General features: G+C 46.5%; 21 protein-coding genes and 1 riboswitch. Of the genes, 6 read left to right on the top strand and 15 right to left on the bottom strand.

Annotated features, from left to right (window positions below; all coding sequences use genetic code 11):
- Window positions 1-17: 17 nt before the first annotated feature.
- Window positions 18-986: a LysR family transcriptional regulator gene (locus F9L33_RS01495; protein WP_152140967.1), complete on the bottom strand. Its 969-nt coding sequence runs from the start codon at window positions 984-986 to the stop codon at window positions 18-20.
- 238 nt (window positions 987-1,224) lie between these two features.
- On the opposite strand from F9L33_RS01495, the gene F9L33_RS01490 reads away from it, so the two are divergent.
- A complete protein-coding gene (locus F9L33_RS01490) occupies window positions 1,225-2,460 on the top strand; it encodes an FAD-binding oxidoreductase (RefSeq protein WP_152140966.1) in 1,236 nt (411 codons plus the stop codon).
- On the opposite strand, the gene F9L33_RS01485 is transcribed toward F9L33_RS01490, so the two are convergent.
- Window positions 2,461-2,865, bottom strand: coding sequence for a hypothetical protein (locus F9L33_RS01485; RefSeq protein WP_152140965.1), 405 nt, complete (start codon window positions 2,863-2,865; stop codon window positions 2,461-2,463).
- 89 nt (window positions 2,866-2,954) lie between these two features.
- Between F9L33_RS01485 and F9L33_RS01480 the strand changes: the two genes are divergently transcribed.
- Window positions 2,955-3,944 carry a hypothetical protein gene (locus F9L33_RS01480; protein WP_193221931.1) on the top strand — a complete coding sequence of 330 codons (990 nt, stop codon included), beginning with the start codon at window positions 2,955-2,957 and terminating at the stop codon, window positions 3,942-3,944.
- Between the two features lie 3 nt (window positions 3,945-3,947).
- Here the strand turns inward: F9L33_RS01480 and F9L33_RS01475 are convergent, their stop codons facing one another.
- The 3 genes from F9L33_RS01475 to hisA are packed head-to-tail and all read right to left on the bottom strand — an operon-like array spanning window position 3,948 to window position 5,761.
- Window positions 3,948-4,265 (bottom strand): phosphoribosyl-ATP diphosphatase, encoded by a 318-nt coding sequence (locus F9L33_RS01475; protein WP_152140963.1) that lies wholly within the window; start codon window positions 4,263-4,265, stop codon window positions 3,948-3,950.
- 9 nt (window positions 4,266-4,274) lie between these two features.
- A complete protein-coding gene (gene hisF / locus F9L33_RS01470) occupies window positions 4,275-5,033 on the bottom strand; it encodes an imidazole glycerol phosphate synthase subunit HisF (RefSeq protein WP_152140962.1) in 759 nt (252 codons plus the stop codon).
- 5 nt (window positions 5,034-5,038) lie between these two features.
- A complete protein-coding gene (gene hisA, locus F9L33_RS01465) occupies window positions 5,039-5,761 on the bottom strand; it encodes a 1-(5-phosphoribosyl)-5-[(5-phosphoribosylamino)methylideneamino]imidazole-4-carboxamide isomerase (protein WP_152141869.1) in 723 nt (240 codons plus the stop codon).
- A gap of 140 nt (window positions 5,762-5,901) precedes the next feature.
- Between hisA and F9L33_RS01460 the strand changes: the two genes are divergently transcribed.
- Window positions 5,902-6,291 (top strand): DUF2147 domain-containing protein, encoded by a 390-nt coding sequence (locus tag F9L33_RS01460; protein WP_152140961.1) that lies wholly within the window; start codon window positions 5,902-5,904, stop codon window positions 6,289-6,291.
- Between the two features lie 59 nt (window positions 6,292-6,350).
- Here F9L33_RS01460 and F9L33_RS01455 read toward each other — a convergent pair whose 3' ends face one another.
- The 5 genes from F9L33_RS01455 to F9L33_RS01435 all read right to left on the bottom strand — a co-directional run bounded on the left by F9L33_RS01455 (window position 6,351) and on the right by F9L33_RS01435 (window position 9,432).
- Window positions 6,351-6,833 carry an MOSC domain-containing protein gene (locus F9L33_RS01455; protein WP_152140960.1) on the bottom strand — a complete coding sequence of 161 codons (483 nt, stop codon included), beginning with the start codon at window positions 6,831-6,833 and terminating at the stop codon, window positions 6,351-6,353.
- 1 nt (window position 6,834) lies between these two features.
- Complete coding sequence (gene hisH / locus F9L33_RS01450; protein ID WP_152140959.1) at window positions 6,835-7,470, bottom strand: imidazole glycerol phosphate synthase subunit HisH; 636 nt, start codon at window positions 7,468-7,470, stop codon at window positions 6,835-6,837.
- Window positions 7,467-8,060 (bottom strand): imidazoleglycerol-phosphate dehydratase HisB, encoded by a 594-nt coding sequence (hisB, locus tag F9L33_RS01445; RefSeq protein ID WP_152140958.1) that lies wholly within the window; start codon window positions 8,058-8,060, stop codon window positions 7,467-7,469. Before hisB ends, hisH begins: the two co-directional genes overlap by 4 nt.
- 150 nt (window positions 8,061-8,210) lie before the next feature.
- Entirely contained in the window at window positions 8,211-8,498 is a 288-nt protein-coding gene (locus F9L33_RS01440) for a TfoX/Sxy family protein (RefSeq protein ID WP_152140957.1), read from the bottom strand.
- An 85-nt stretch (window positions 8,499-8,583) separates the two neighbouring features.
- The gene (locus tag F9L33_RS01435; protein WP_152140956.1) at window positions 8,584-9,432 is read right to left on the bottom strand and encodes a LysR family transcriptional regulator; all 849 of its coding nucleotides are present in this window, start codon (window positions 9,430-9,432) and stop codon (window positions 8,584-8,586) included.
- A 94-nt stretch (window positions 9,433-9,526) separates the two neighbouring features.
- Between F9L33_RS01435 and F9L33_RS01430 the strand changes: the two genes are divergently transcribed.
- Window positions 9,527-10,276: an NAD(P)H-dependent oxidoreductase gene (locus F9L33_RS01430; RefSeq protein ID WP_152140955.1), complete on the top strand. Its 750-nt coding sequence runs from the start codon at window positions 9,527-9,529 to the stop codon at window positions 10,274-10,276.
- A gap of 115 nt (window positions 10,277-10,391) precedes the next feature.
- Window positions 10,392-11,348, top strand: coding sequence for a glycine betaine ABC transporter substrate-binding protein (locus F9L33_RS01425; protein WP_152140954.1), 957 nt, complete (start codon window positions 10,392-10,394; stop codon window positions 11,346-11,348).
- Window positions 11,349-11,386: 38 nt separating this feature from the next.
- Here F9L33_RS01425 and F9L33_RS01420 read toward each other — a convergent pair whose 3' ends face one another.
- The 4 genes from F9L33_RS01420 to gcvT all read right to left on the bottom strand — a co-directional run bounded on the left by F9L33_RS01420 (window position 11,387) and on the right by gcvT (window position 17,135).
- Window positions 11,387-12,667 (bottom strand): NADH:flavin oxidoreductase/NADH oxidase family protein, encoded by a 1,281-nt coding sequence (locus F9L33_RS01420; RefSeq protein ID WP_152140953.1) that lies wholly within the window; start codon window positions 12,665-12,667, stop codon window positions 11,387-11,389.
- Window positions 12,668-12,756: 89 nt separating this feature from the next.
- On the bottom strand, window positions 12,757-15,603 hold the full coding sequence (gcvP, locus tag F9L33_RS01415) for an aminomethyl-transferring glycine dehydrogenase (protein WP_152140952.1): 2,847 nt from the start codon (window positions 15,601-15,603) through the stop codon (window positions 12,757-12,759).
- 23 nt (window positions 15,604-15,626) lie between these two features.
- A complete protein-coding gene (gene gcvH / locus F9L33_RS01410) occupies window positions 15,627-15,986 on the bottom strand; it encodes a glycine cleavage system protein GcvH (protein WP_152140951.1) in 360 nt (119 codons plus the stop codon).
- Window positions 15,987-16,004: 18 nt separating this feature from the next.
- Window positions 16,005-17,135 (bottom strand): glycine cleavage system aminomethyltransferase GcvT, encoded by a 1,131-nt coding sequence (gene gcvT / locus F9L33_RS01405; RefSeq protein ID WP_152140950.1) that lies wholly within the window; start codon window positions 17,133-17,135, stop codon window positions 16,005-16,007.
- A 121-nt stretch (window positions 17,136-17,256) separates the two neighbouring features.
- Window positions 17,257-17,351: riboswitch (glycine riboswitch) on the bottom strand.
- Between the two features lie 267 nt (window positions 17,352-17,618).
- On the opposite strand from gcvT, the gene yghU reads away from it, so the two are divergent.
- Window positions 17,619-18,494 carry a glutathione-dependent disulfide-bond oxidoreductase gene (gene yghU / locus F9L33_RS01400; RefSeq protein ID WP_152140949.1) on the top strand — a complete coding sequence of 292 codons (876 nt, stop codon included), beginning with the start codon at window positions 17,619-17,621 and terminating at the stop codon, window positions 18,492-18,494.
- 289 nt (window positions 18,495-18,783) lie between these two features.
- Here yghU and F9L33_RS01395 read toward each other — a convergent pair whose 3' ends face one another.
- On the bottom strand, window positions 18,784-19,233 hold the full coding sequence (locus F9L33_RS01395; protein ID WP_152140948.1) for a hypothetical protein: 450 nt from the start codon (window positions 19,231-19,233) through the stop codon (window positions 18,784-18,786).
- Window positions 19,234-19,240 lie beyond the last annotated feature (7 nt).

Below are 19,240 nucleotides of genomic sequence, written 5' to 3'. Positions count from 1 at the left end.
TTTATCAGTCCTTTACCCTATTCTTGGATGATCAGTTTATCTTTCATCCAAGGAAATTTTTCAACACATGGATCCACCAGCATTGACGTGACAAGCGGGCGAATTTGCTGTGCGATATCATAAGGAACTGTATCCAAAACACCTTTACGCGCGATCAATGAAATTGTCCGCGACAATTCTTTGAACGGCAAGGGCAGGATATCCACATCATCATGAAACCTGCGTGCACGCATATAACCCAGTGATGTTGTAATCGTCCAACCAGAACCCGCCGAAACCATGCACAAGATCGCGTGGTAACTGTCGAATTCGAATTTATTTGGCAGGTTGATACGTTGGCGCGATAAATGAGCCTCAATCTGGCGCCCCATCATTTGGCGCGATGAATAACGAATGAACGGCAATGTCAGCAATTGCGAAAGAATATCGCTATTCGGGTCAACCGTGCCCTTTGGAACAGCCACTACGAACGGCTCTGTTAGGATCGGGTGAACTTCCATCCAATCCGCTGTGATATCCAAATCAGCAGCAACAACCACATCCATAAAGCGCGATTCAAGATCAGACGCCAAACGATAGCTAGAGCCACTTTCCAGCAAAAATTGGCAGCCTGTTAACTTCTTGGAAAGCCCTGCCATCAAAGCGGGTGTCACATCCGCATCAAAGTCATCGATCATCCCCAACCGCAGCCGGATCATTTGACTATAATTAAACACAGCCAATTCAGCCTTGGCTTGCGTGGCCTCTGCCAGGATTGTTTCCGCACGACGCAAAAACAATGCACCCGCAGATGTTAATTCCATTGGGCGCGAGGAACGGTTCAACAAAAGCACACCAAGGGCGGCTTCAAGGTTGGTTAATTGCTGTGAAACCGACGATGGGCTTGCATTCAAACGCTTTGCAGCAAGTGAAATCGTGCCTTCTTCAACAGCGGCCACAAAAATCTCAATCGCCCAAAGCGTCATTTTACCTGGAATATCAACCATCTAGACGACTACCCATTTCCCAAAAATGGCATATTGCCATGTTACACACTCTATATAAGCACGTGAAGCGCTCACTTTATCCTTACAAGATAAGAGACATAAAATCTATTTTGTAAGTGGCGAAAAATGTAAAGCGTTTTCGTTACAAACAGTTAACATAGAATGTTCGCATTATACAATTAAATCAAGCACACTTCATATAATTGACAACCTCTTTCAGATAAGATGAAGCTTTCATATGAAACAAAAGATACTCGTCATTGGCGCAGGCATCACAGGCGTCTGTATTGCAGAGGCTCTGCGCCGCGCAGATCAATCCGTTACATTGGTGGATCGGATGCGCCCAGGGGATCCCGCACAAACATCTTATGGCAATGCAGGCATTCTTGCCCGCGAAGCCATTGCACCCATCCTTGATCAAGCGATGATATCGCAAATACCCAAATGGTTATTGTCAAAAGACAGCCCAGTGAACATCAAATGGTCTTATCTATTTAAGCTTATGCCATGGGCTATACCTGTTTTACGAAATGCAATGAAGGATCGCATCCCTCAGACAATGCAAGCTATGAATAACCTGATCTATGATACAGTCGATCAACATATAAACTTCACTAAGGGCACGAATGCCGCCGCATTTATTCAAAAGGGCGAATTCATATTTCTTTATCCTCAAAAAACAAATTACCTGTCAGATATTTATATAAACGACTTAAAGAAATCACTTGGCGTTCAATGGATTGAACGCGACTTTGCTGAGCTCAAAGAACGCGATCCAGCATTGGGTGATAGTTATAAATTCGGCGCAGCATTCCAAAATCACGGTTGGTTAACAGATCCCGCAGGATATGTTGCCAGTATTGCCAACCATTTCACAGCCAATGGTGGTACATTTATAGAAAAAGAAGTCGTAGATATCGGCCCCGACCGCGTAACCTTTAAAGGTGGTAAAGAACATATCGCTAATACGATCATTCTGGCGACTGGCGCATGGTCCCAAAAGCTGGCCAGAACATTCGGTCACAAAATCCCACTGCAAGGGGAACGCGGTTATCATATTATGCTCAGCAACCCCAGTCATAAACCCGATCAGCCCTATATGGTGACAGATGCTAAATACGGTCTCACACCTATGGCAGATGGCCTACGATGTGCAGGTACGACAGAATTCGCGCCTTTAGATACAGCCGCTTCTAAATCCCCAATTGATTATTTAGAGAGAAGCATCAAACAGGTTTACCCCGATCTAACTTGGGATGGCAAAGGAACATGGATGGGTTCACGCCCAACGCTGGCTGACAGCTTACCGATGTTTGGTCGGACAAAATCAGCACCAAATGTAATTTACGCATTTGGTGGGCAACATTTGGGCATTACAATGGGTCCAAAAGTGGGGCAAATCATCCGCGATATTGCTTTGGATAAACCGACCAATATAGACCTATCCCCTTATGCCGTAGATAGGTTTGATTAATCACTGAATTTGAATGGCTTTCCGATCATAACTGATCATATCCGTATCACCATCATCATAAGTGATTTTAACCGTTACATTCTGAATAGATTTCAGCTCATACCCCCTGTAAATCACCTGCTCAGGTGGCAATGCCATTGGGTTTGCCGCAGATGGATCGCATGGTGTAAACCGCCACACTTGGTCTGCAGCCGTTGAATTCACGCTATACTCAATCCGCGTCAAACCGCATCGCCATGTCAAAAGATGTGTGAAATACAACAGATCGCGTCCTTCCCATTCACGAACAGCAACCCATTGTGTTTTCGTGATATTCAGTATTGGACGCACTTTCGCAGCATCTAACAACTGCGCAAAACCTGTAGTCGGCAATATCAATACTGCCAAAACCAAAAGGCGCTTCATAGAAAATCCCCCATATAACTATCTATAGCATTCCAATTTTTCGCGTCTGTGTCTATACATTAGAAAATAGAATAAAAGACGAGCATCCAGTGGCAAATAAATTTAATGTTTTCGCAATAATACAAGGTGGACGATTACAATATGAAGCTGTGACTTTCGCTGCAACATTTCGCCATAAACACCCAAATTTCAAAGGCCGTTTGATCTTTGGCGAACCACAGCACACTGAAAACTGGAATTATGATCCAACCATCGACAGTGATGAAATTCGCCGCCTCTTAGAAGGTTTTGACGCTGAAATAGTCCCATTTAATAACCACGTCTTTGGCAGCGATTACCCATACGGTAATAAAATTGTTGGCTTAACGGCCCTGCCAAAAGGTGAACCTTTTATCTTCTTTGATACAGATACACTCTTTACAGGTCGCCTAAATGAGGTTGATTTCGACTTTGATCGCCCAGCCGCCTCGATGCGTCGCACAAACACCTGGCCTGAAATTGACCTTTATGGCCCAGGCTACGCAGATACATGGAAATCTTTGTACGATAAGTTCGATCTAGATTTTGAAAAATCATTGGATATGACCAAACCTGATGAATATTGGGAACGTTATATGTATTTCAATGCAGGGTGGTTCTTTTATAAATGCCCACACGAATTTGCAGACCATTTCTTGAATTACGCCACTGAAATCATGCGCGATCCACCCTATGAAGTTTGCACACAAGAGTTTAATCCATGGTTAGACCAAGTCGCCCTACCCCTTGTGATCAGTAAACTGGGCGGTGGGCGCCCCACGGAGTCTCAATTACAATTGGATGGTGAGGTTGCCTGTCATTACCGTACATTACCCCTGTTGTATGCTCGAGAATCCGATGAAGCTATCGACGCTTTAGAGCGTGCAGTCGCACCAAATAAAATTAAAAAGGTCATGAAAAAATCAGAAGCCTATCGTAAATTGGTATTCCAAAGAAAAGGCACTGAAATCATTCGTGAAATGTTTGACCGTGATAACCTACCGCGCAAAGAACAAGCTATTCGTCAACGCATCAAGAAACGCAACCTCTGGCTGCGTTAAAGATTATTTCTTTCGGTTCTGTTTTTCAATAATACCTGATGTGCCTTCGCGGCGTTCCAGCTCTTCCAATACATCGTCAAGGGAAACACCACGCGAAGACAGCATAACAAACAGGTGAAAAATCACATCTGCCGCTTCTTCTTTTAGGTTCTGTTTATCACCCTTAGTCGCTGCAATGATCGCTTCAATGGCTTCTTCGCCAAATTTCTCGGCACATTTTTCAGGGCCGCGTTTGAACAATTTAGCAGCATAGGATTTTGCTTCATCCTCGCCTTTGCGACTTTCAATTGTGCGCGCAAGGCGCGTTAGGACATTTGCCATGATCTATCTCTATAATCTTACAGGAACACCAGCCGCAGCCATATGCTCTTTTGCTTCTTTTATCGTGTAATCGCCAAAATGGAAGATAGAAGCCGCTAAAACCGCAGAAGCATGCCCTTCGGTCACACCTGCAACCAAGTGATCCAAGTTACCAACACCACCCGAAGCAATCACAGGAATGCCTACCGCATCCGCAATTGCACGCGTCAAAGGCAGATTATAGCCATCGCGTGTGCCATCACGATCCATGCTGGTCAGCAAAATTTCCCCTGCCCCTTTACTTTCAACAAGCTTGGCAAACTCAATCGCATCAATACCCGTACCTTTGCGCCCACCATGGGTAAAGATTTCCCACTTACCGGGTGATACGGTCTTTGCATCAATCGCCACCACAATACATTGGGAACCAAACCGATTTGCACTGTCTGCCACCACTTCTGGGTTAGCAACAGCAGCAGAGTTAAAGCTAACCTTGTCCGCACCAGCCAATAACAGATTGCGTACATCTTCGGGCACGCGCACACCGCCACCAATGGTCAGCGGCATAAAGCATTGCTCTGCTGTACGCCGCGCCACATCAAACATCGTACCACGATTTTCAACAGTTGCGGCAATATCCAGAAAACACAATTCATCCGCACCAGCGGCATCATAAGCCTTGGCACTCTCCACTGGATCGCCTGCATCAATCAGATCAACAAAGTTAACCCCTTTGACCACACGGCCGTCTTTGACGTCTAAACAAGGGATGATGCGTGTTTTGAGCATAGGTATTAACCTTTCAGCAATGCGGCTGCTTCTGGCACGTTAATAGCACCATCATAAAGCGCACGCCCAGAAATTGCCCCGTCCAGCGGTGCACCGCAATCTTTCAAAGCGCGCAGATCATCCATAGAGGACACACCACCCGAAGCAATCACAGGGATAGACACGGCATGCGCCAAGGCAGCCGTTGCTTCTACATTCGGCCCCTGCATGGCACCATCGCGGTTGATGTCTGTGTAAATAATCGCCGCCACACCGGCATCTTCAAACTGACGCGCAAGATCTGTGATCTCTACATCTGTTTCCTCGGCCCAGCCACGTGTCGCAACCATCCCGTTACGCGCATCAATACCCACAGCGACATGACCTTCAAACTTACGTGCGGCTTCACGCACCAATTCAGGGTTCTCAACAGCCACAGTGCCAAGGATCACACGAGACAAGCCTTTTTCCAACCAAGTCTCGATTGTGCCTAAATCCCTGATCCCGCCACCCAATTGTGCTGGTACCTTTACAGTCTTTAGAATCTCTTCAACAGGTGCCGCATTCACTGGTTCGCCCGCAAAGGCGCCGTTCAAATCGACCAAGTGCAACCATTCACAACCTGCATCAGCAAAAGCTTGGGCTTGAGCCGCTGGATTATCATTAAAAACAGTCGCTTGCTCCATTTCCCCTTTGTACAAACGTACGCAGTTACCGTCTTTAAGGTCGATTGCGGGGTATAGGATCATGGTTTTACCTGTAATTAACGTGATTTTGATGCCTGATACCTGATCGGCGAAGGATTGCAAAGAGTGATGTAACCTAACGTTCTTCTTGACGCACCAAGGGGTGATTTTGCAAGCTATGCAGGATTAAGGGAGACATAATCATGAAAAAACTAGCATTAATCGCAACAGCGGCTCTAATGACAGCGCCTGCATTTGCTGACGATGTATTCGGCACATGGAAAACAGCTAAGGACGACAACGGAAACTTCGGCCATATCGCAGTTGCACAATGCGGCGACACAATTTGTGGTAAGTTGGTGAAATCCTTCAACCCAGATGGCAGTGAGTTAAAATCAGACAACGTTGGTAAAAACATCATCTGGAATATGACAAACCAAGGCGACGGCTATTACGCTGGCGGCAAAGTTTGGTCACCAGATCGTGACAAAACGTATAAATCTAAAATGCAGTTGAGCGGCAATACATTGGCAATCAAAGGCTGCATTGGTCCAATCTGTCGTGACGGCGGTAAATGGACACGCGTTAAGTAAACGTTTCTATATGAATTCAAAACCAGCTCGTTGTTCTCAACTGGCTGGTTTTTTATTGCCTAATCATCAAGTTGATGACGAACGCTATCGCCTATAGATATCAAACCTTCGGTAACAACCTCAGCAGTTACACCGCCATGCCCACGCATGGCATTATACCCGCCCTGCCCCATAATAGTTTCCATACGGCTACACGGCGCACAGGGGCCAGAGATACGCAAAACCGCACCACCAATCACAATCATCTGACGGCGCAACGCCAACAGATTGACCCCACTCACAGCAATATTCCGACGTAAATCCGCAAAAGTGATGTCATCTGATCTGACAAATCTGCGGATCAAATCCAAATGTTCAGTTTGTATCAACGTCACCGCGCGTTTTCCCGCCGTAGATCGGTGATCGCCCTCCAACCCAATAAACCGCGCTTGAACAGAAGTCGGCTCTAATAACGTCGCTTTACGTTCAGGACGCACCCCAATCCAATCAACCTGTCCCTCATGCGGAAACTGAGAAATCAATTCTGCAATTGACGGTCTCAAATCAAGGCGCCCATTTCAGGAAGTTGCCAATCAACTTCAAACCCGTCGCTTGGCTTTTTTCAGGGTGAAACTGCGTGCCTATGATATTATCACGTCCGACAACAGCAGTGATCGCTTCACCATATTCAACCGTTGCCAACAGATCATCAGGATTTTCTGGTAACAGGTGATAACTGTGCACAAAATAAACGTGGTCTTGTGCAGTAATGCCATCCAACACCGCGTGATCCGCGATATTATCCAAAGCATTCCACCCCATATGTGGGATTTTCAGACTGTCATTCGCAGGTGCCAGTTTCACAACCTCACCCTTGATCCAGTCAAACCCAGCATGGTCCCCATGCTCACGCCCCACTGTGGCCATCATTTGCATACCCACACAAATGCCCATGAAAGGGTCGCCCGATTTTACATGCTCTTCGCACGCACCAAACAATCCATCGATTGCGCCCAACTCACGGCGACAATCAGCAAAAGCCCCGACACCTGGCAAAACAACACGGTCCGCTTTGCGCACCACATCAGGATCAGCCGTCACAATCACATCACCCGCATCCAATTCGGATGCCATGCGTTGGAAACTTTTCTCAGCTGATCGTAAATTACCCGAATTGTAATCAACAATAACAGTGGTCATTCGGACAAAGTCCCTTTGGTAGAAGGAATATCATTGGCTTTGCGCGGATCTGTTTCCAGCGCCACACGCAACGCTTGCGCCACAGATTTAAACGCCGCTTCCACAATATGGTGGCTGTTAAACCCATCCAAGCTTTCCACGTGCAACGTCAAACCGCCTTGCATCGCGAATGCCGTGAAAAATTCACGTACAAGCTCTGTATCAAACGTCCCGATTTTGGCTGTTGGAATCTCAACATTCCAAACCAAATATGGACGCCCAGAAATATCCAGCGCAGAACGCACCAAAGCATCATCCATTGGCAACAGGCAAGAACCATAACGGCGGATACCTTTTTTATCACCAACAGCCTGAGACAAAGCCTTGCCCAGCGCAATGCCCACATCTTCCACCGTGTGGTGTTCATCAATGTGCAAATCACCCTTGGCACGCACTTTCATATCAATCAAAGCATGGCGCGACAGTTGATCCAGCATATGGTCAAAAAAGCCCACACCTGTTTCATTGTCATACACACCAGTGCCATCAAGATTAATCTCGACACTGATCTTTGTCTCTGCCGTATCACGGCTGATTTTAGCTGTCCGCATTTTGGTCGTCCAAGTTGTCTTCACGCGCCTTATACGCAGGGATTAGGCCCGTGTTAAGCCCTGATATGGGCAGAAGTTTGGCTGTGTGACATGCACGTGTCAAAATTCAATAAGACCTAAACGTCCGCAGGTATATCTCTGTCCGTATTTTTAGCTCAGAGCATTCCAAAAACGATTGGCACGTTCCTTAAGCGAAAGCTTTACATCATCACCGATTTCATCCCAATGCTGATTTTTCAACGCCCCTTCCAAAGAATAAAGATAATAGCATACGGGAATGCTTGCCTCTGGATATCGCTGTTTAACCTCGCAATATGCGGTAACCACACCGACCCTTTCAAGGTCACTTTTCGAATGAATACCTATTTCATTTAAACGGCGAGCAACAGTCGGCCCAATATTCTTGAGTTTTCCAACGGCAATCGAATGTTGATCCATTTGCAAACCTCCTCATACAAAAAGTAACCCGCCAAATTCTTTTGTCAATTTACCAGCAGAAGATATGCGCAACCCGAATTACAATCTATGGGAATGCCAAAGCAGAAGTCGCGATATGTTCAAAAAGCACTCGTACACGTTCCGCTTTCCGTAAATCTGGATGCGTAATTAACCACAAATCGGTGGCAAGCTCAGATATATCCTGACCATGCTTAACAAGATCAGAACTGCTATCTCCAAGATAACAAGGTAAAACCGACTTCCCAATTCCAGATTTAACCGCAACATACATATCTAAAACGGAATTCGTCCTATAGACACAACTGCTATCATGCCCTGTTTTCTCCATCCAATGTTGTAAAACTGGATAAAAAATACTGTCGTCAGGGCCAATCCAGTTCAACTGTTCGGCATCAAAGCGCGCGCCGTATACGGCCTGTGAAATAGTTCCCACCCTCTTACTACTCAAAGCCCCTGTCGGCGCAGAGATTGGGCGCAACGCTATATCTGCTTCGCGCTTTGTAAGATTTAGAACATCGTTTGAAACAACAACTTCCAGTGTGATATCTGTATAAGCTTTGTGAAATTCAGCCAAAACTGGCGTAAGCCAACCATAAAGCAATGAATCCGTTGTTGTTATCCGTACTGTACCAGAGGGGCGTAAGTCCCGTCCCGCAATACGGCGTTCTACCATATTAACCTCGTCTTGGAGCTTCACATAAAGGTCACGAACCTCTTCTGCGGCTGCTGTGGCAGAATACCCATTTCGCGCCCTGTTGAAAAACAAAACATCCATCTTCTCTTCAAGAGTATTCAACTTCCTAAAAACCGTAGGGTGGCTCACACCTAAGACACGTGATGCCCCTGAAAGTGTTCCCGTTTCGACGATAGCATGCACCAAACACATGTCATCCCATGAAAGACCTTTGTACATATTTGCAATACACCATTACATATTTATCGGATTTACTTACAAAAATGTAAGGATTATTTTTTCATAATCAATCTTTAAAATACGGTGAAACATTATGAACGCCCTGATAATCCTCTGCCATCCAGAACGAAACTCGTTCAATGGTGCTCTCGCAGACCTTGCCAAAATTACATTAGAAAAACAGGGCTACTCCGTTGAGATAGCTGATCTATACGGGGAAGGTTTTGCAGCATGCGAAGGGCCAGCGCATTATACAGATAGAGAAAGTACAAAAGCCTTCTCTGCTTTAGGCGAACAACGACACGCTTATAACAACGGCTCATTACCTGAAGATGTTAAGCGTCATATTGCACTGTTAGAAAAAGCCGATTTCGTAATGTTCCAATTTCCAATCTGGTGGCACAGCACCCCTGCTATTTTGAAAGGGTGGATAGACCGCGTTTTTGTAAGCGGTGGCTTGTACACAAGTAGCAAACGTTATGATCGCGGTCACTTTAAGGGTAAGAAAACAATGTGCTCTGCAACAATCGGCGCTCCAGATGTTGCATTAGGGCCAGGGTGTCGTGGCGGAGAAATAGACCAACTCTTTTGGCCCACACAATACTCGCTTCACTATATGGGGTTCACCATACTCCCCCCATTTTTAGCTACAAGTGTTCAGGGCCACGGATATGCAACTGATGATGAAGCAACGAATAAGCTACGTCTTGAACAACACAAATCGAACTTAGTGGAGCGACTTATGTCCCTTAATGACACATCGCCAATAACGTATCCAACATGGAAAGATTGGGATGCACTTGGTGCAAAGTTGAAACCATCTAAATACCCTTATTCCGCCTAACAGTGGAAATCTTGCAGTTTTTAGTATACAGTAAACCCACAAACGATTGACGGTATGGGTTCAACTCCGAAGTCATGTCGTTGATCGATTCACCCTAATTATGGAGGAATACGATATGCACTCAAACAAGCTATTGGCGCTTTGCAGCGTCGCCGCAATGTCAGTATATAGCTCGGCCTCACTTGCTGCCGATGTTGTCATTGGGGTTCCTAACTGGCCGTCCGTTCAAGCCACGGCTCATGTTCTGAAGGTGGCACTAGAAAACAAACTTGATCTTAGTGTCGAACTTAAAACTGGGTCAAATAAAGCAGTCTTCGATGCAATGGACGCTGGTTCAATCCATGTCCATCCAGAAGCATGGCTGCCCAACATTGACCATCTTAAGCGCGAGTATGTCGATGCCAAGAAAACCGTCAAGATGCACCCAAGCGGTGCTATTGGAACGCAAGCAATGTGCGTGACACAAGGAACAGTAGAAAGAACTGGGATTGTAGAACTGCAAGAGTTGAACAATCCAAGTATGGCGCAAAAGTTCGACGCTGACGGTGACGGCAAAGGTGACATATGGATTGGCGCAGACGGTTGGGGATCAACCCCCATCGAACGCATTCGTGCGCGATCTTATGGCTATGACAACACAATGACACTCAAAGTTATGGAAGAGGTCGAAGCCTTGGCCGAAGTGGGCGCCGCAGTTCAGGAGAATAAAAATATCGTCTTTTTCTGTTACACCCCACACCACATGTTCGCTGAACATGATCTGGTTGTCCTCAAAGAGCCCGCTTACGACTCCAACAAATGGACCATCGTACCACCCTCGCCCACACCTGGTTGGTTGGAAAAATCAACGGCAGGCGTCGCTTGGGATACAGCAACTTTGAATGTCAGTTATGCGACGTCTTTAGAGACAGATCAGCCAAAAGCAGCGGCAATGTTAGCAAAAGTATCCTTAGATACAGATACACTGTCCGCGATGACATATGCATTGGCTGTTGAAAAGCAGGACCCTGCTGCATTTGCTGCACAATGGGTCGATGAAAATGCGGCAATTGTTGATAGTTGGTTCGAGTAATCATCATGAACTACAGATAATCCCGTTCCACAGCGGGGTTATCTGCGCGTTATCTTTCGGCGCAAACCAAGCATCGTGGTACGGTTAAGATACCAGATAAAATAGCCAATCGCATTGTTGCGCGCCTTTGTTTGGGGCAACTGACCACGTGACATCCTATTCATCTGCCACGCGTAATATTCGACACGTGAAACGGTGTTAACAAGATTAATTAGCCAATTTTGCGCATTCATACCAAAACGGCCGCGTCCTATAACCAACCCATCCTCTTCAATACCAACTTGATCCACCGCGCCATCAATAAGCAGCGTAGCTGCGTCAGGTTGCACACAGGTCGGACGCGCCAAACCTATCATATCAATACCATCTTCGGTAAGAGCACGTTCCATAGCAGAACGGCTGCGAAATCCGCCAGTTACCATGATCGGTATTTTCACCGCTTTACGTACTTCTCGGGCATATTCCAAAAAATAGGCTTCACGCTTTTGCGTACTTTCACGCCGTTCTTCTTGTGTCCCATTCACAAAGCTCATTTGCTCATAAGTCCCACCTGAAAGCTCGATTAAATCTATCCCATCTGCTTCCAGCCACTTTGCAACTTGTGCACATTCTTCCAGAGTGAAACCGCCTTTTTGAAAGTCAGCAGAATTCAATTTAACCGCGATGGGGAAACTTGAACCAACGGCTCCACGGACTTCGGCAAAAACACGTCGTAAAAACCGCGCACGGTTTTCCAAAGAACCGCCCCATTCATCACTGCGGTGGTTCGTTATGGGTGATAGGAACTGACTGATCAAATAGCCATGGGCACTATGTATCTGTACACCATCAAAACCCGCCTTTTGTGCAATTTCAGCAGTTCTAGCATAGCGACGAATAGCATCGTCTATATCACCTACCGTCATTTCTTTTGGCTTGCCAAAAAGCCCCAAGATACGAAGCTTTTCGCTTGAAGGCGAAAGTGGTCGCGTATTTACAACAATCGGACATTGGCGACCGGGATGGCTAATCTGCATCCAAATCTGACTACCGCCAGATTTTGCAGCTGCGGCCCATTGTTGTAATGCGTCAAGGTCTTGCTCATCCTCAACCACAACATTGCCAGGCCGTTCAAGATAACGTCTATCGACCATAACATTACCAGTAAGCTGAACAGCCAACCCGCCTTCAGACCACCGTTTGTATAAAGTCTGATGAGCTTCTGTGGGAACGTCACGACGATCGGCCAATGCTTCAGTCATGGCACTTCTAGAAATTCGATTTCTAAGGTTAATACCGCATGGCAATTTAAGAGGTTGTGAAAGAATAGAGTTCGTCATTGCATATAACCTTTAAAGTCACATGCTATTCAAGACGCACTGTACACATAAAGCAACCCTACATCTCAGCAGGGTTGCTAAAGATGTTTTTACTCAGCCGCTTCCATATAATCTTCCATCGGCGGGCACGCACAGATCAGGTTACGGTCCCCATACGCATTATCCACACGGTTCACAGGTGCCCAGTATTTATCCACCTTGAATGATCCTGGTGGGAAACACCCCTGTTCGCGGCTGTATGGGCGATCCCAATCGCCAACCAAGTCTTCCATTGTGTGTGGCGCATTGCACAATGGGTTGTTGTCTTGGGGCAACTTCCCATCTTCGATATCTTGTGCCTCGGCGCGTATGGCCAACATTGCATCACAGAAACGGTCGATTTCGGCCTTTGGTTCAGATTCCGTTGGTTCAATCATCAATGTACCCGCCACTGGGAAAGACATTGTTGGCGCGTGGAAACCACAATCCACCAAACGTTTGGCGATATCATCAACCGTCACACCAGAACTGTCCGCCAAGGGCCGCGTATCAACGATACATTCATGCGCCACACGGCCATTCGGGCCACGGTACAAGATTTCATAAGCGCCTTCCAAACGTTTCGCGATATAGTTTGCGTTCAAAATGGCAAACTTCGTCGCTTGCGTCATGCCTTCACCACCCATCATCAGGCAATACGCCCATGAAATCGGCAGTAAACTAGGCGATCCATAAGGTGCAGCGGATACAGCCCCATTGGAGTTACTTGTTTCACCATGTCCTGGCAGATGGTCGATCAAATGCGATTTCACACCAATCGGCCCCATACCTGGACCACCACCGCCATGGGGGATGCAGAACGTTTTGTGCAGATTTAAGTGACTGACATCCCCCCCAATATCACCCGGTTTCGACAGACCAACCATCGCGTTCATATTGGCCCCATCCATATAGACCTGACCGCCATGATCGTGTGTGATTTGGCAAACCTCGCGCACACCTTCCTCGAACACACCATGTGTCGATGGATATGTGATCATACAAGCGGCTAAGTTTTCGGAATGTTGTTCTGCTTTGGCACGGAAATCTTCAATATCGATGTCACCGTTTTCCGCAGATTGCACAACAACCACTTTATACCCAACCATTTGAGCAGACGCAGGGTTCGTTCCATGTGCTGACGTTGGGATCAGACAAACGTTACGATGATCGTCGCCGTTGGCTTTGTGATAGGCTGCAATGGTTAACAATCCTGCAAACTCACCCTGCGCACCAGAGTTCGGCTGCATAGAAATCGCATCATAACCCGTTATTTCACAAAGTTTCTCGGACAGGTCATCAATCAGATATGTATACCCTGCCGCCTGTGATTTAGGTGCAAAAGGATGCATATTCGCAAAACCATAAGACGTGATAGGCATCATTTCAGCCGCAGAATTCAGCTTCATTGTACATGACCCAAGCGGGATCATGGCGCGGTCCAAAGCCAAATCACGATCGGCAAGACGGCGCATGTAGCGTGTCATCTCTGCCTCTGATCTGTTCATGTGGAAAATCGGATGCGTCATATATTCAGTTTCGCGTTCCATGCCAGTTGGCAAACGGAATTCTGCATCAGCAGGGAAGTTCTTTTTCGCCAAACCAAACGCACGCCATACAGCGTTTAACGTCTTATCAGACGCTGCTTCATCCATTGTGATACCGACTTTATCTGTACCAACAGCCCGCAGGTTTACATTCTCCATACGTGCAGAGCGCATAACGATGGTTTGCATAGAACCCACATCCACGGTGATCGTGTCAAAAAACTCAACAGGATCGATGGTAAAGCCCATGCTTTCAATGCCTTTAGCCAATCGCGCTGTCAGCCAGTGAATACGCTGTGCAATCGCTTTCAACCCATCAGGACCGTGGAACACACCGTACATGGACGCCATGACAGCCAACAAAGCCTGTGCCGTACATACGTTCGACGTGGCTTTTTCACGACGGATATGTTGTTCACGTGTTTGCAGTGCCAAACGGTATGCCTTGTTGCCCCGTGCATCCACAGACACACCAACCAAACGTCCCGGCATTGACCGTTTATACGCTTCCTTTGTCGCCATATAAGCCGCATGCGGCCCGCCATAGCCCATTGGCACGCCAAATCGTTGCGTGTTACCCACTGCAATATCAGCGCCCATTGCGCCCGGTTCTTTCAATAAAGTCAGTGACATAGGATCAGCCGAAATAATCCCAACCGCTTTATTTTCATGTAAAGCCGCAATCAAATCGGTGAAATCGCGCACATGGCCATAAGTACCAGGATATTGGAAAATAGCGCCAAACACTTTGTCCGCTTCCATGTCATCAGGATTACCCACGATAACTTCAATACCTAAAGGTTCAGCGCGTGTTTTCATCACGTCAATATTTTGCGGATGACAATTTTCATCCACAAAAAACGCCTTCGCTTTAGACTTCGCCACGCGCTGCCCCATTGTCATCGCTTCAGCACAAGCCGTCGCTTCGTCCAGCAAAGATGCGTTAGCGATTTCCATACCTGTCAAATCCGTGATCATGGTTTGGAAATTCAACAAAGCTTCCAAACGACCCTGACTGATTTCAGGTTGATAAGGCGTATAGGCCGTATACCACGCAGGGTTTTCCAAGATATTTCGTTGAATAGCAGGTGGCGTAACAGTCCCATGATACCCTTGTCCCAACAGTGACATATGTACCTTATTCATCGCCGCAATATCACGCATACGCGACAGCATCGCGCGTTCTGTCAAAGCATCCCAAACCAATGGCTTTTCTTGGCGAATGCTTTTTGGAACAGTTTGGTCAATCAAATCATCCAGTGATTTGGCACCGACAACCTTTAACATCTCCTCCATTTCTGCAGGGGATGGGCCAATATGGCGACGGTTGGCAAAGTCATAAGGTTGGTAGTCAGTTAACTTATAGGTCATGGGAACAGTCCTGAAATCTAAGGTTAGCCGATCAAGGCTTTATAGGCGTTTTCGTCAAGCAATCCGTCCATTTCTGACGGGTCATTTAGCTTCATTTTGAAAAACCAAGCACCCTCCATTGGGTCTTCGTTGATCAGGCCAGGGTTTTCGACCAAAGCTTCATTCACTTCGACAATTGTGCCGTCCAATGGCGCTAAAATATCGGATGCAGCTTTTACACTTTCGATCACAACAGCATCGTCATCTTTGCTGACTTCCGTATCCGCCTCTGGCAGCTCTACAAAAACAATCTCGCCCAGTGCTTCGGCTGCGTGTTCTGTGATCCCCACAACAACGACATCACCTTCTGGTCTTAGCCATTCGTGCTCTTCTGTAAATTTCATCTCATCTCTCCTGTTGGTCTAGCGTTTGAAATTGGCTGGAATGAACGGCAAATCATGCACAGTTGCAGGCATCCTTTTGCCCCGCACATCTGCAAAAACTTGCGTTCCTATGTTTGAAAATTCAACGGGGACATACCCCATGGAAACAGGCCCCTCAAAGGAAGGTCCAAAACCACCCGAAGTGATCTCCCCAATCGGGTTGGCAGATGTTTCATCCGCAAAGAGAACCGTACCTTGGCGCATAGGTGCACGGCCTTCTGGCTTGATGCCAACACGTTTATGATCCGCACCCTTTTCGAATTGCGCCAATATCGCATCTGCACCAATAAATCCGCCTTCACGGTCGCCACCTGCACGCCGCGCCTTTTGAATGGCCCATTTTAAGTCAGCTTCAACAGGTGTTGTGGTTGTATCAATATCGTTGCCATACAAACAAAGACCGGCTTCAAGGCGTAAACTGTCACGCGCACCCAAACCGATTGGGGCGACTTCTTCCATCGCCAACAAAGCAGCCGCAACTTCAACAGCTTTGTCATTTGGCACTGAAATTTCATAACCGTCTTCGCCTGTATATCCAGACCGAGACACCCAGCATTCCGCGCCCATAATTTGCGTTGTCGCCACATCCATAAAGCACATTGCAGCCACATCATCTGATAAGCGCGATAAAGCAGCCTCAGATGCAGGTCCTTGCAGAGCAATCAGCGCACGATCTGTGATCACCTCAATATCGCAACTGTCCAACAAATGCGCGCGCAGATGCAAAATATCATCTTCTTTACAGGCTGCATTCACAACCAGAAACAAATGATCGCCGCGGTTCGCAACCATCAAATCATCCAGAATGCCGCCCTTATCGTTGGTAAAAAAAGCATATCGCTGACGGTTTTCACCCAGATCAGCGATATTCATTGGAACCAATCGTTCTAATTCCAGCGCTGCATCGCGCACATCACCCGATTTCGCGCGAATAATCACCTGCCCCATATGGCTAACATCAAAAAGCCCTGCATGTTCACGCGTGTGAATATGCTCTTTCATAACGCCCATGGGATATTGAACAGGCATATCATAACCTGCAAAAGGCACCATTTTGGCACCAAGGTCTGTATGCATAGCATGCAGAGGTGTTTGTTTTAGATCAGCCATTGGGCACCCTATATTTAAATCCGCCATCGCGCGTTTGCGATGCTTAGGTGCCTCCTCTGTCATGGTGCCTGAGATCATTATCCCTTCGGCGGATGCATATGCACCTCTCTCCAGAGTTTATGTCAAAACATCGGTCCTTTTGCCTGAGAGTTTCCGAGGCGGTTGCTCCTTCGGCCCTGACAATTTCATCTTGCCAGCGTCTCCCGATGTTTCCTATAAGAAACTTACTTGATTCTCACAGGTACCGCAAGTCGTATTTCAATGCTGCGGCGTCGTGTTTTCATTGCCAATTTACACCCCCAAAGCATGAGTGAAATTCATATTATCGTGATAACGCAACGTATATGCCACCAAACCCCATGTTTTCATATGACGCACATTCCCTATTGAAAAACGCACATTGAACTTCCCCAAATGCTGGGATTAAGGTCGGGCAAAGGCATAGCATTTCGCACAGCCACATGAATTACGGAAATACACACAATGACTGATGAAACATACGAACCACCAAAAGTCTGGAAATGGGAACAAAACAATGGCGGTCAATTCGCCAACATCAACCGCCCCATAGCTGGCCCGACACATGACAAAGAATTACCAGTCGGCAAGCACCCCCTTCAATTGCATTCCTTAGGTACTCCAAATGGCGTGAAAGTGACCGTCATGTTGGAAGAATTACTGGAACTGGGTGAAAAAGGTGCTGAATACGATGCATACCTAATTAACATCGGTGAAGGCGATCAATTCAGCAGCGGTTTTGTGGACATCAACCCAAACTCTAAAATCCCAGCGATGATGGATCACAGCACAGACACACCCACACGTTTGTTCGAATCTGGTTCAATCCTGCTGTATCTGGCCGAAAAATTCGGACACTTCATGCCCAAAGACCCTGCCAAGCGTGCAGAATGCATGAACTGGTTGTTCTGGCAAATGGGCAGCGCCCCCTATTTGGGCGGTGGCTTTGGCCATTTCTACGCTTATGCCCCTTATAAAATGCAATACCCGATTGACCGTTTCACCATGGAAACCAAACGCCAATTGGACGTGTTGGATCGTCACCTAGCCGATAATGAATATATGTGTGGTGACGAATACACAATTGCCGACATGGCGATTTTCCCATGGTACGGCGCCGTGGTTCTGGGCCTTGTTTATGATGCGGCAGAGTTTTTAGACGTGGAAAGCTACACAAACTTGATGCGCTGGACAAAACAGATCGCAGAACGCCCAGCGGTTAAGCGCGGTAAAATGGTGAACCGTTCATGGGGTGATCCATCAAAGCAATTGCGTGAACGCCACGATGCCAGTGATTTTGAGACGAATACTCAAGATAAGCTGGAACCTGCAGCAGAGTAATACGGACTAGGGCAGCGCACGCTGCCCTAACCACCCAGAAACCTTTGGCAGTGTATAACACCTTCGACGTCAAAAAATGGTTTACGGGTCTTAAGCGACTTTGGCAGGTTGCATGAAGATCACCTAAATTGAACAGTTTCATAAGGTATAAGGAGTAACATCCTTGTTCGGCTATAACCAACACGGTGGCGCCACCTTTTTACTATAGCAGAGGTAACACTTTATCCCTCGCACTACCGGTTAGTAGCGGGGTAATCAGTATGTCATAACAAACGGTAAATTCAAAGGTTCATTTAATATGCCAACAGAATGGAACCGTTTGATGCCATGAGTTATCAACTTGAAGTTCAAGAATTCTCTTAACCTTAGGAGAATAATTTATACCAATCATACGAAGCACAGATGTAAACTTTGTTTCTGGTTTTGGGAGAACATTCATTAATCTAATATTATGAGTAGCAATAGCTGATAGAAATCTATCTATGTCAGAGTACATCGAAGATTTTAACTTATTTCTAGGTGTATCGTCATAGCCTTCATGATCATACCAATCACTCACAACAGAGTTTTCATTTTCGTATACCTCCACGAACCATTCAAGTGCATCATTTGGTAACGTAGTTATTATAGTTAAATTAGAATTATGAATTACCAATTCTTTCGCGTGGTTGAGTTTTTTTACTTCAACATTATGAAATTTTTTAAATTTCTGAATAAGTTTATTTTGTACATCTTCCATTCTCTCT

This window comes from Amylibacter sp. SFDW26 (assembly GCF_009184395.1).
Taxonomy (GTDB): Bacteria; Pseudomonadota; Alphaproteobacteria; order Rhodobacterales; family Rhodobacteraceae; genus Amylibacter.
Note: the sequence above shows the minus strand (reverse complement) of the source record. Positions and strands in the feature narration are given on the sequence as shown.

Bases quoted from the DNA above. Each gene is read 5' to 3' on its own strand.
- F9L33_RS01490 (WP_152140966.1), top strand. From the start codon at position 1,225: ATGAAACAAAAGATACTCGTCATTGGCGCAGGCATCACAGGCGTCTGT.
- F9L33_RS01460 (WP_152140961.1), top strand. From the start codon at position 5,902: ATGAAAAAACTAGCATTAATCGCAACAGCGGCTCTAATGACAGCGCCT.
- F9L33_RS01485 (WP_152140965.1), bottom strand. From the start codon at position 2,865: ATGAAGCGCCTTTTGGTTTTGGCAGTATTGATATTGCCGACTACAGGT.
- F9L33_RS01495 (WP_152140967.1), bottom strand. From the start codon at position 986: ATGGTTGATATTCCAGGTAAAATGACGCTTTGGGCGATTGAGATTTTT.
- hisB (WP_152140958.1), bottom strand. From the start codon at position 8,060: ATGCGGACAGCTAAAATCAGCCGTGATACGGCAGAGACAAAGATCAGT.
- F9L33_RS01435 (WP_152140956.1), bottom strand. From the start codon at position 9,432: ATGTACAAAGGTCTTTCATGGGATGACATGTGTTTGGTGCATGCTATC.
- F9L33_RS01475 (WP_152140963.1), bottom strand. From the start codon at position 4,265: ATGGCAAATGTCCTAACGCGCCTTGCGCGCACAATTGAAAGTCGCAAA.
- F9L33_RS01420 (WP_152140953.1), bottom strand. From the start codon at position 12,667: ATGACGAACTCTATTCTTTCACAACCTCTTAAATTGCCATGCGGTATT.
- F9L33_RS01425 (WP_152140954.1), top strand. From the start codon at position 10,392: ATGCACTCAAACAAGCTATTGGCGCTTTGCAGCGTCGCCGCAATGTCA.
- hisF (WP_152140962.1), bottom strand. From the start codon at position 5,033: ATGCTCAAAACACGCATCATCCCTTGTTTAGACGTCAAAGACGGCCGT.
- hisA (WP_152141869.1), bottom strand. From the start codon at position 5,761: ATGATCCTATACCCCGCAATCGACCTTAAAGACGGTAACTGCGTACGT.
- F9L33_RS01395 (WP_152140948.1), bottom strand. From the start codon at position 19,233: ATGGAAGATGTACAAAATAAACTTATTCAGAAATTTAAAAAATTTCAT.
- gcvH (WP_152140951.1), bottom strand. From the start codon at position 15,986: ATGAAATTTACAGAAGAGCACGAATGGCTAAGACCAGAAGGTGATGTC.
- gcvP (WP_152140952.1), bottom strand. From the start codon at position 15,603: ATGACCTATAAGTTAACTGACTACCAACCTTATGACTTTGCCAACCGT.
- yghU (WP_152140949.1), top strand. From the start codon at position 17,619: ATGACTGATGAAACATACGAACCACCAAAAGTCTGGAAATGGGAACAA.
- gcvT (WP_152140950.1), bottom strand. From the start codon at position 17,135: ATGGCTGATCTAAAACAAACACCTCTGCATGCTATGCATACAGACCTT.
- F9L33_RS01440 (WP_152140957.1), bottom strand. From the start codon at position 8,498: ATGGATCAACATTCGATTGCCGTTGGAAAACTCAAGAATATTGGGCCG.
- hisH (WP_152140959.1), bottom strand. From the start codon at position 7,470: ATGACCACTGTTATTGTTGATTACAATTCGGGTAATTTACGATCAGCT.
- F9L33_RS01430 (WP_152140955.1), top strand. From the start codon at position 9,527: ATGAACGCCCTGATAATCCTCTGCCATCCAGAACGAAACTCGTTCAAT.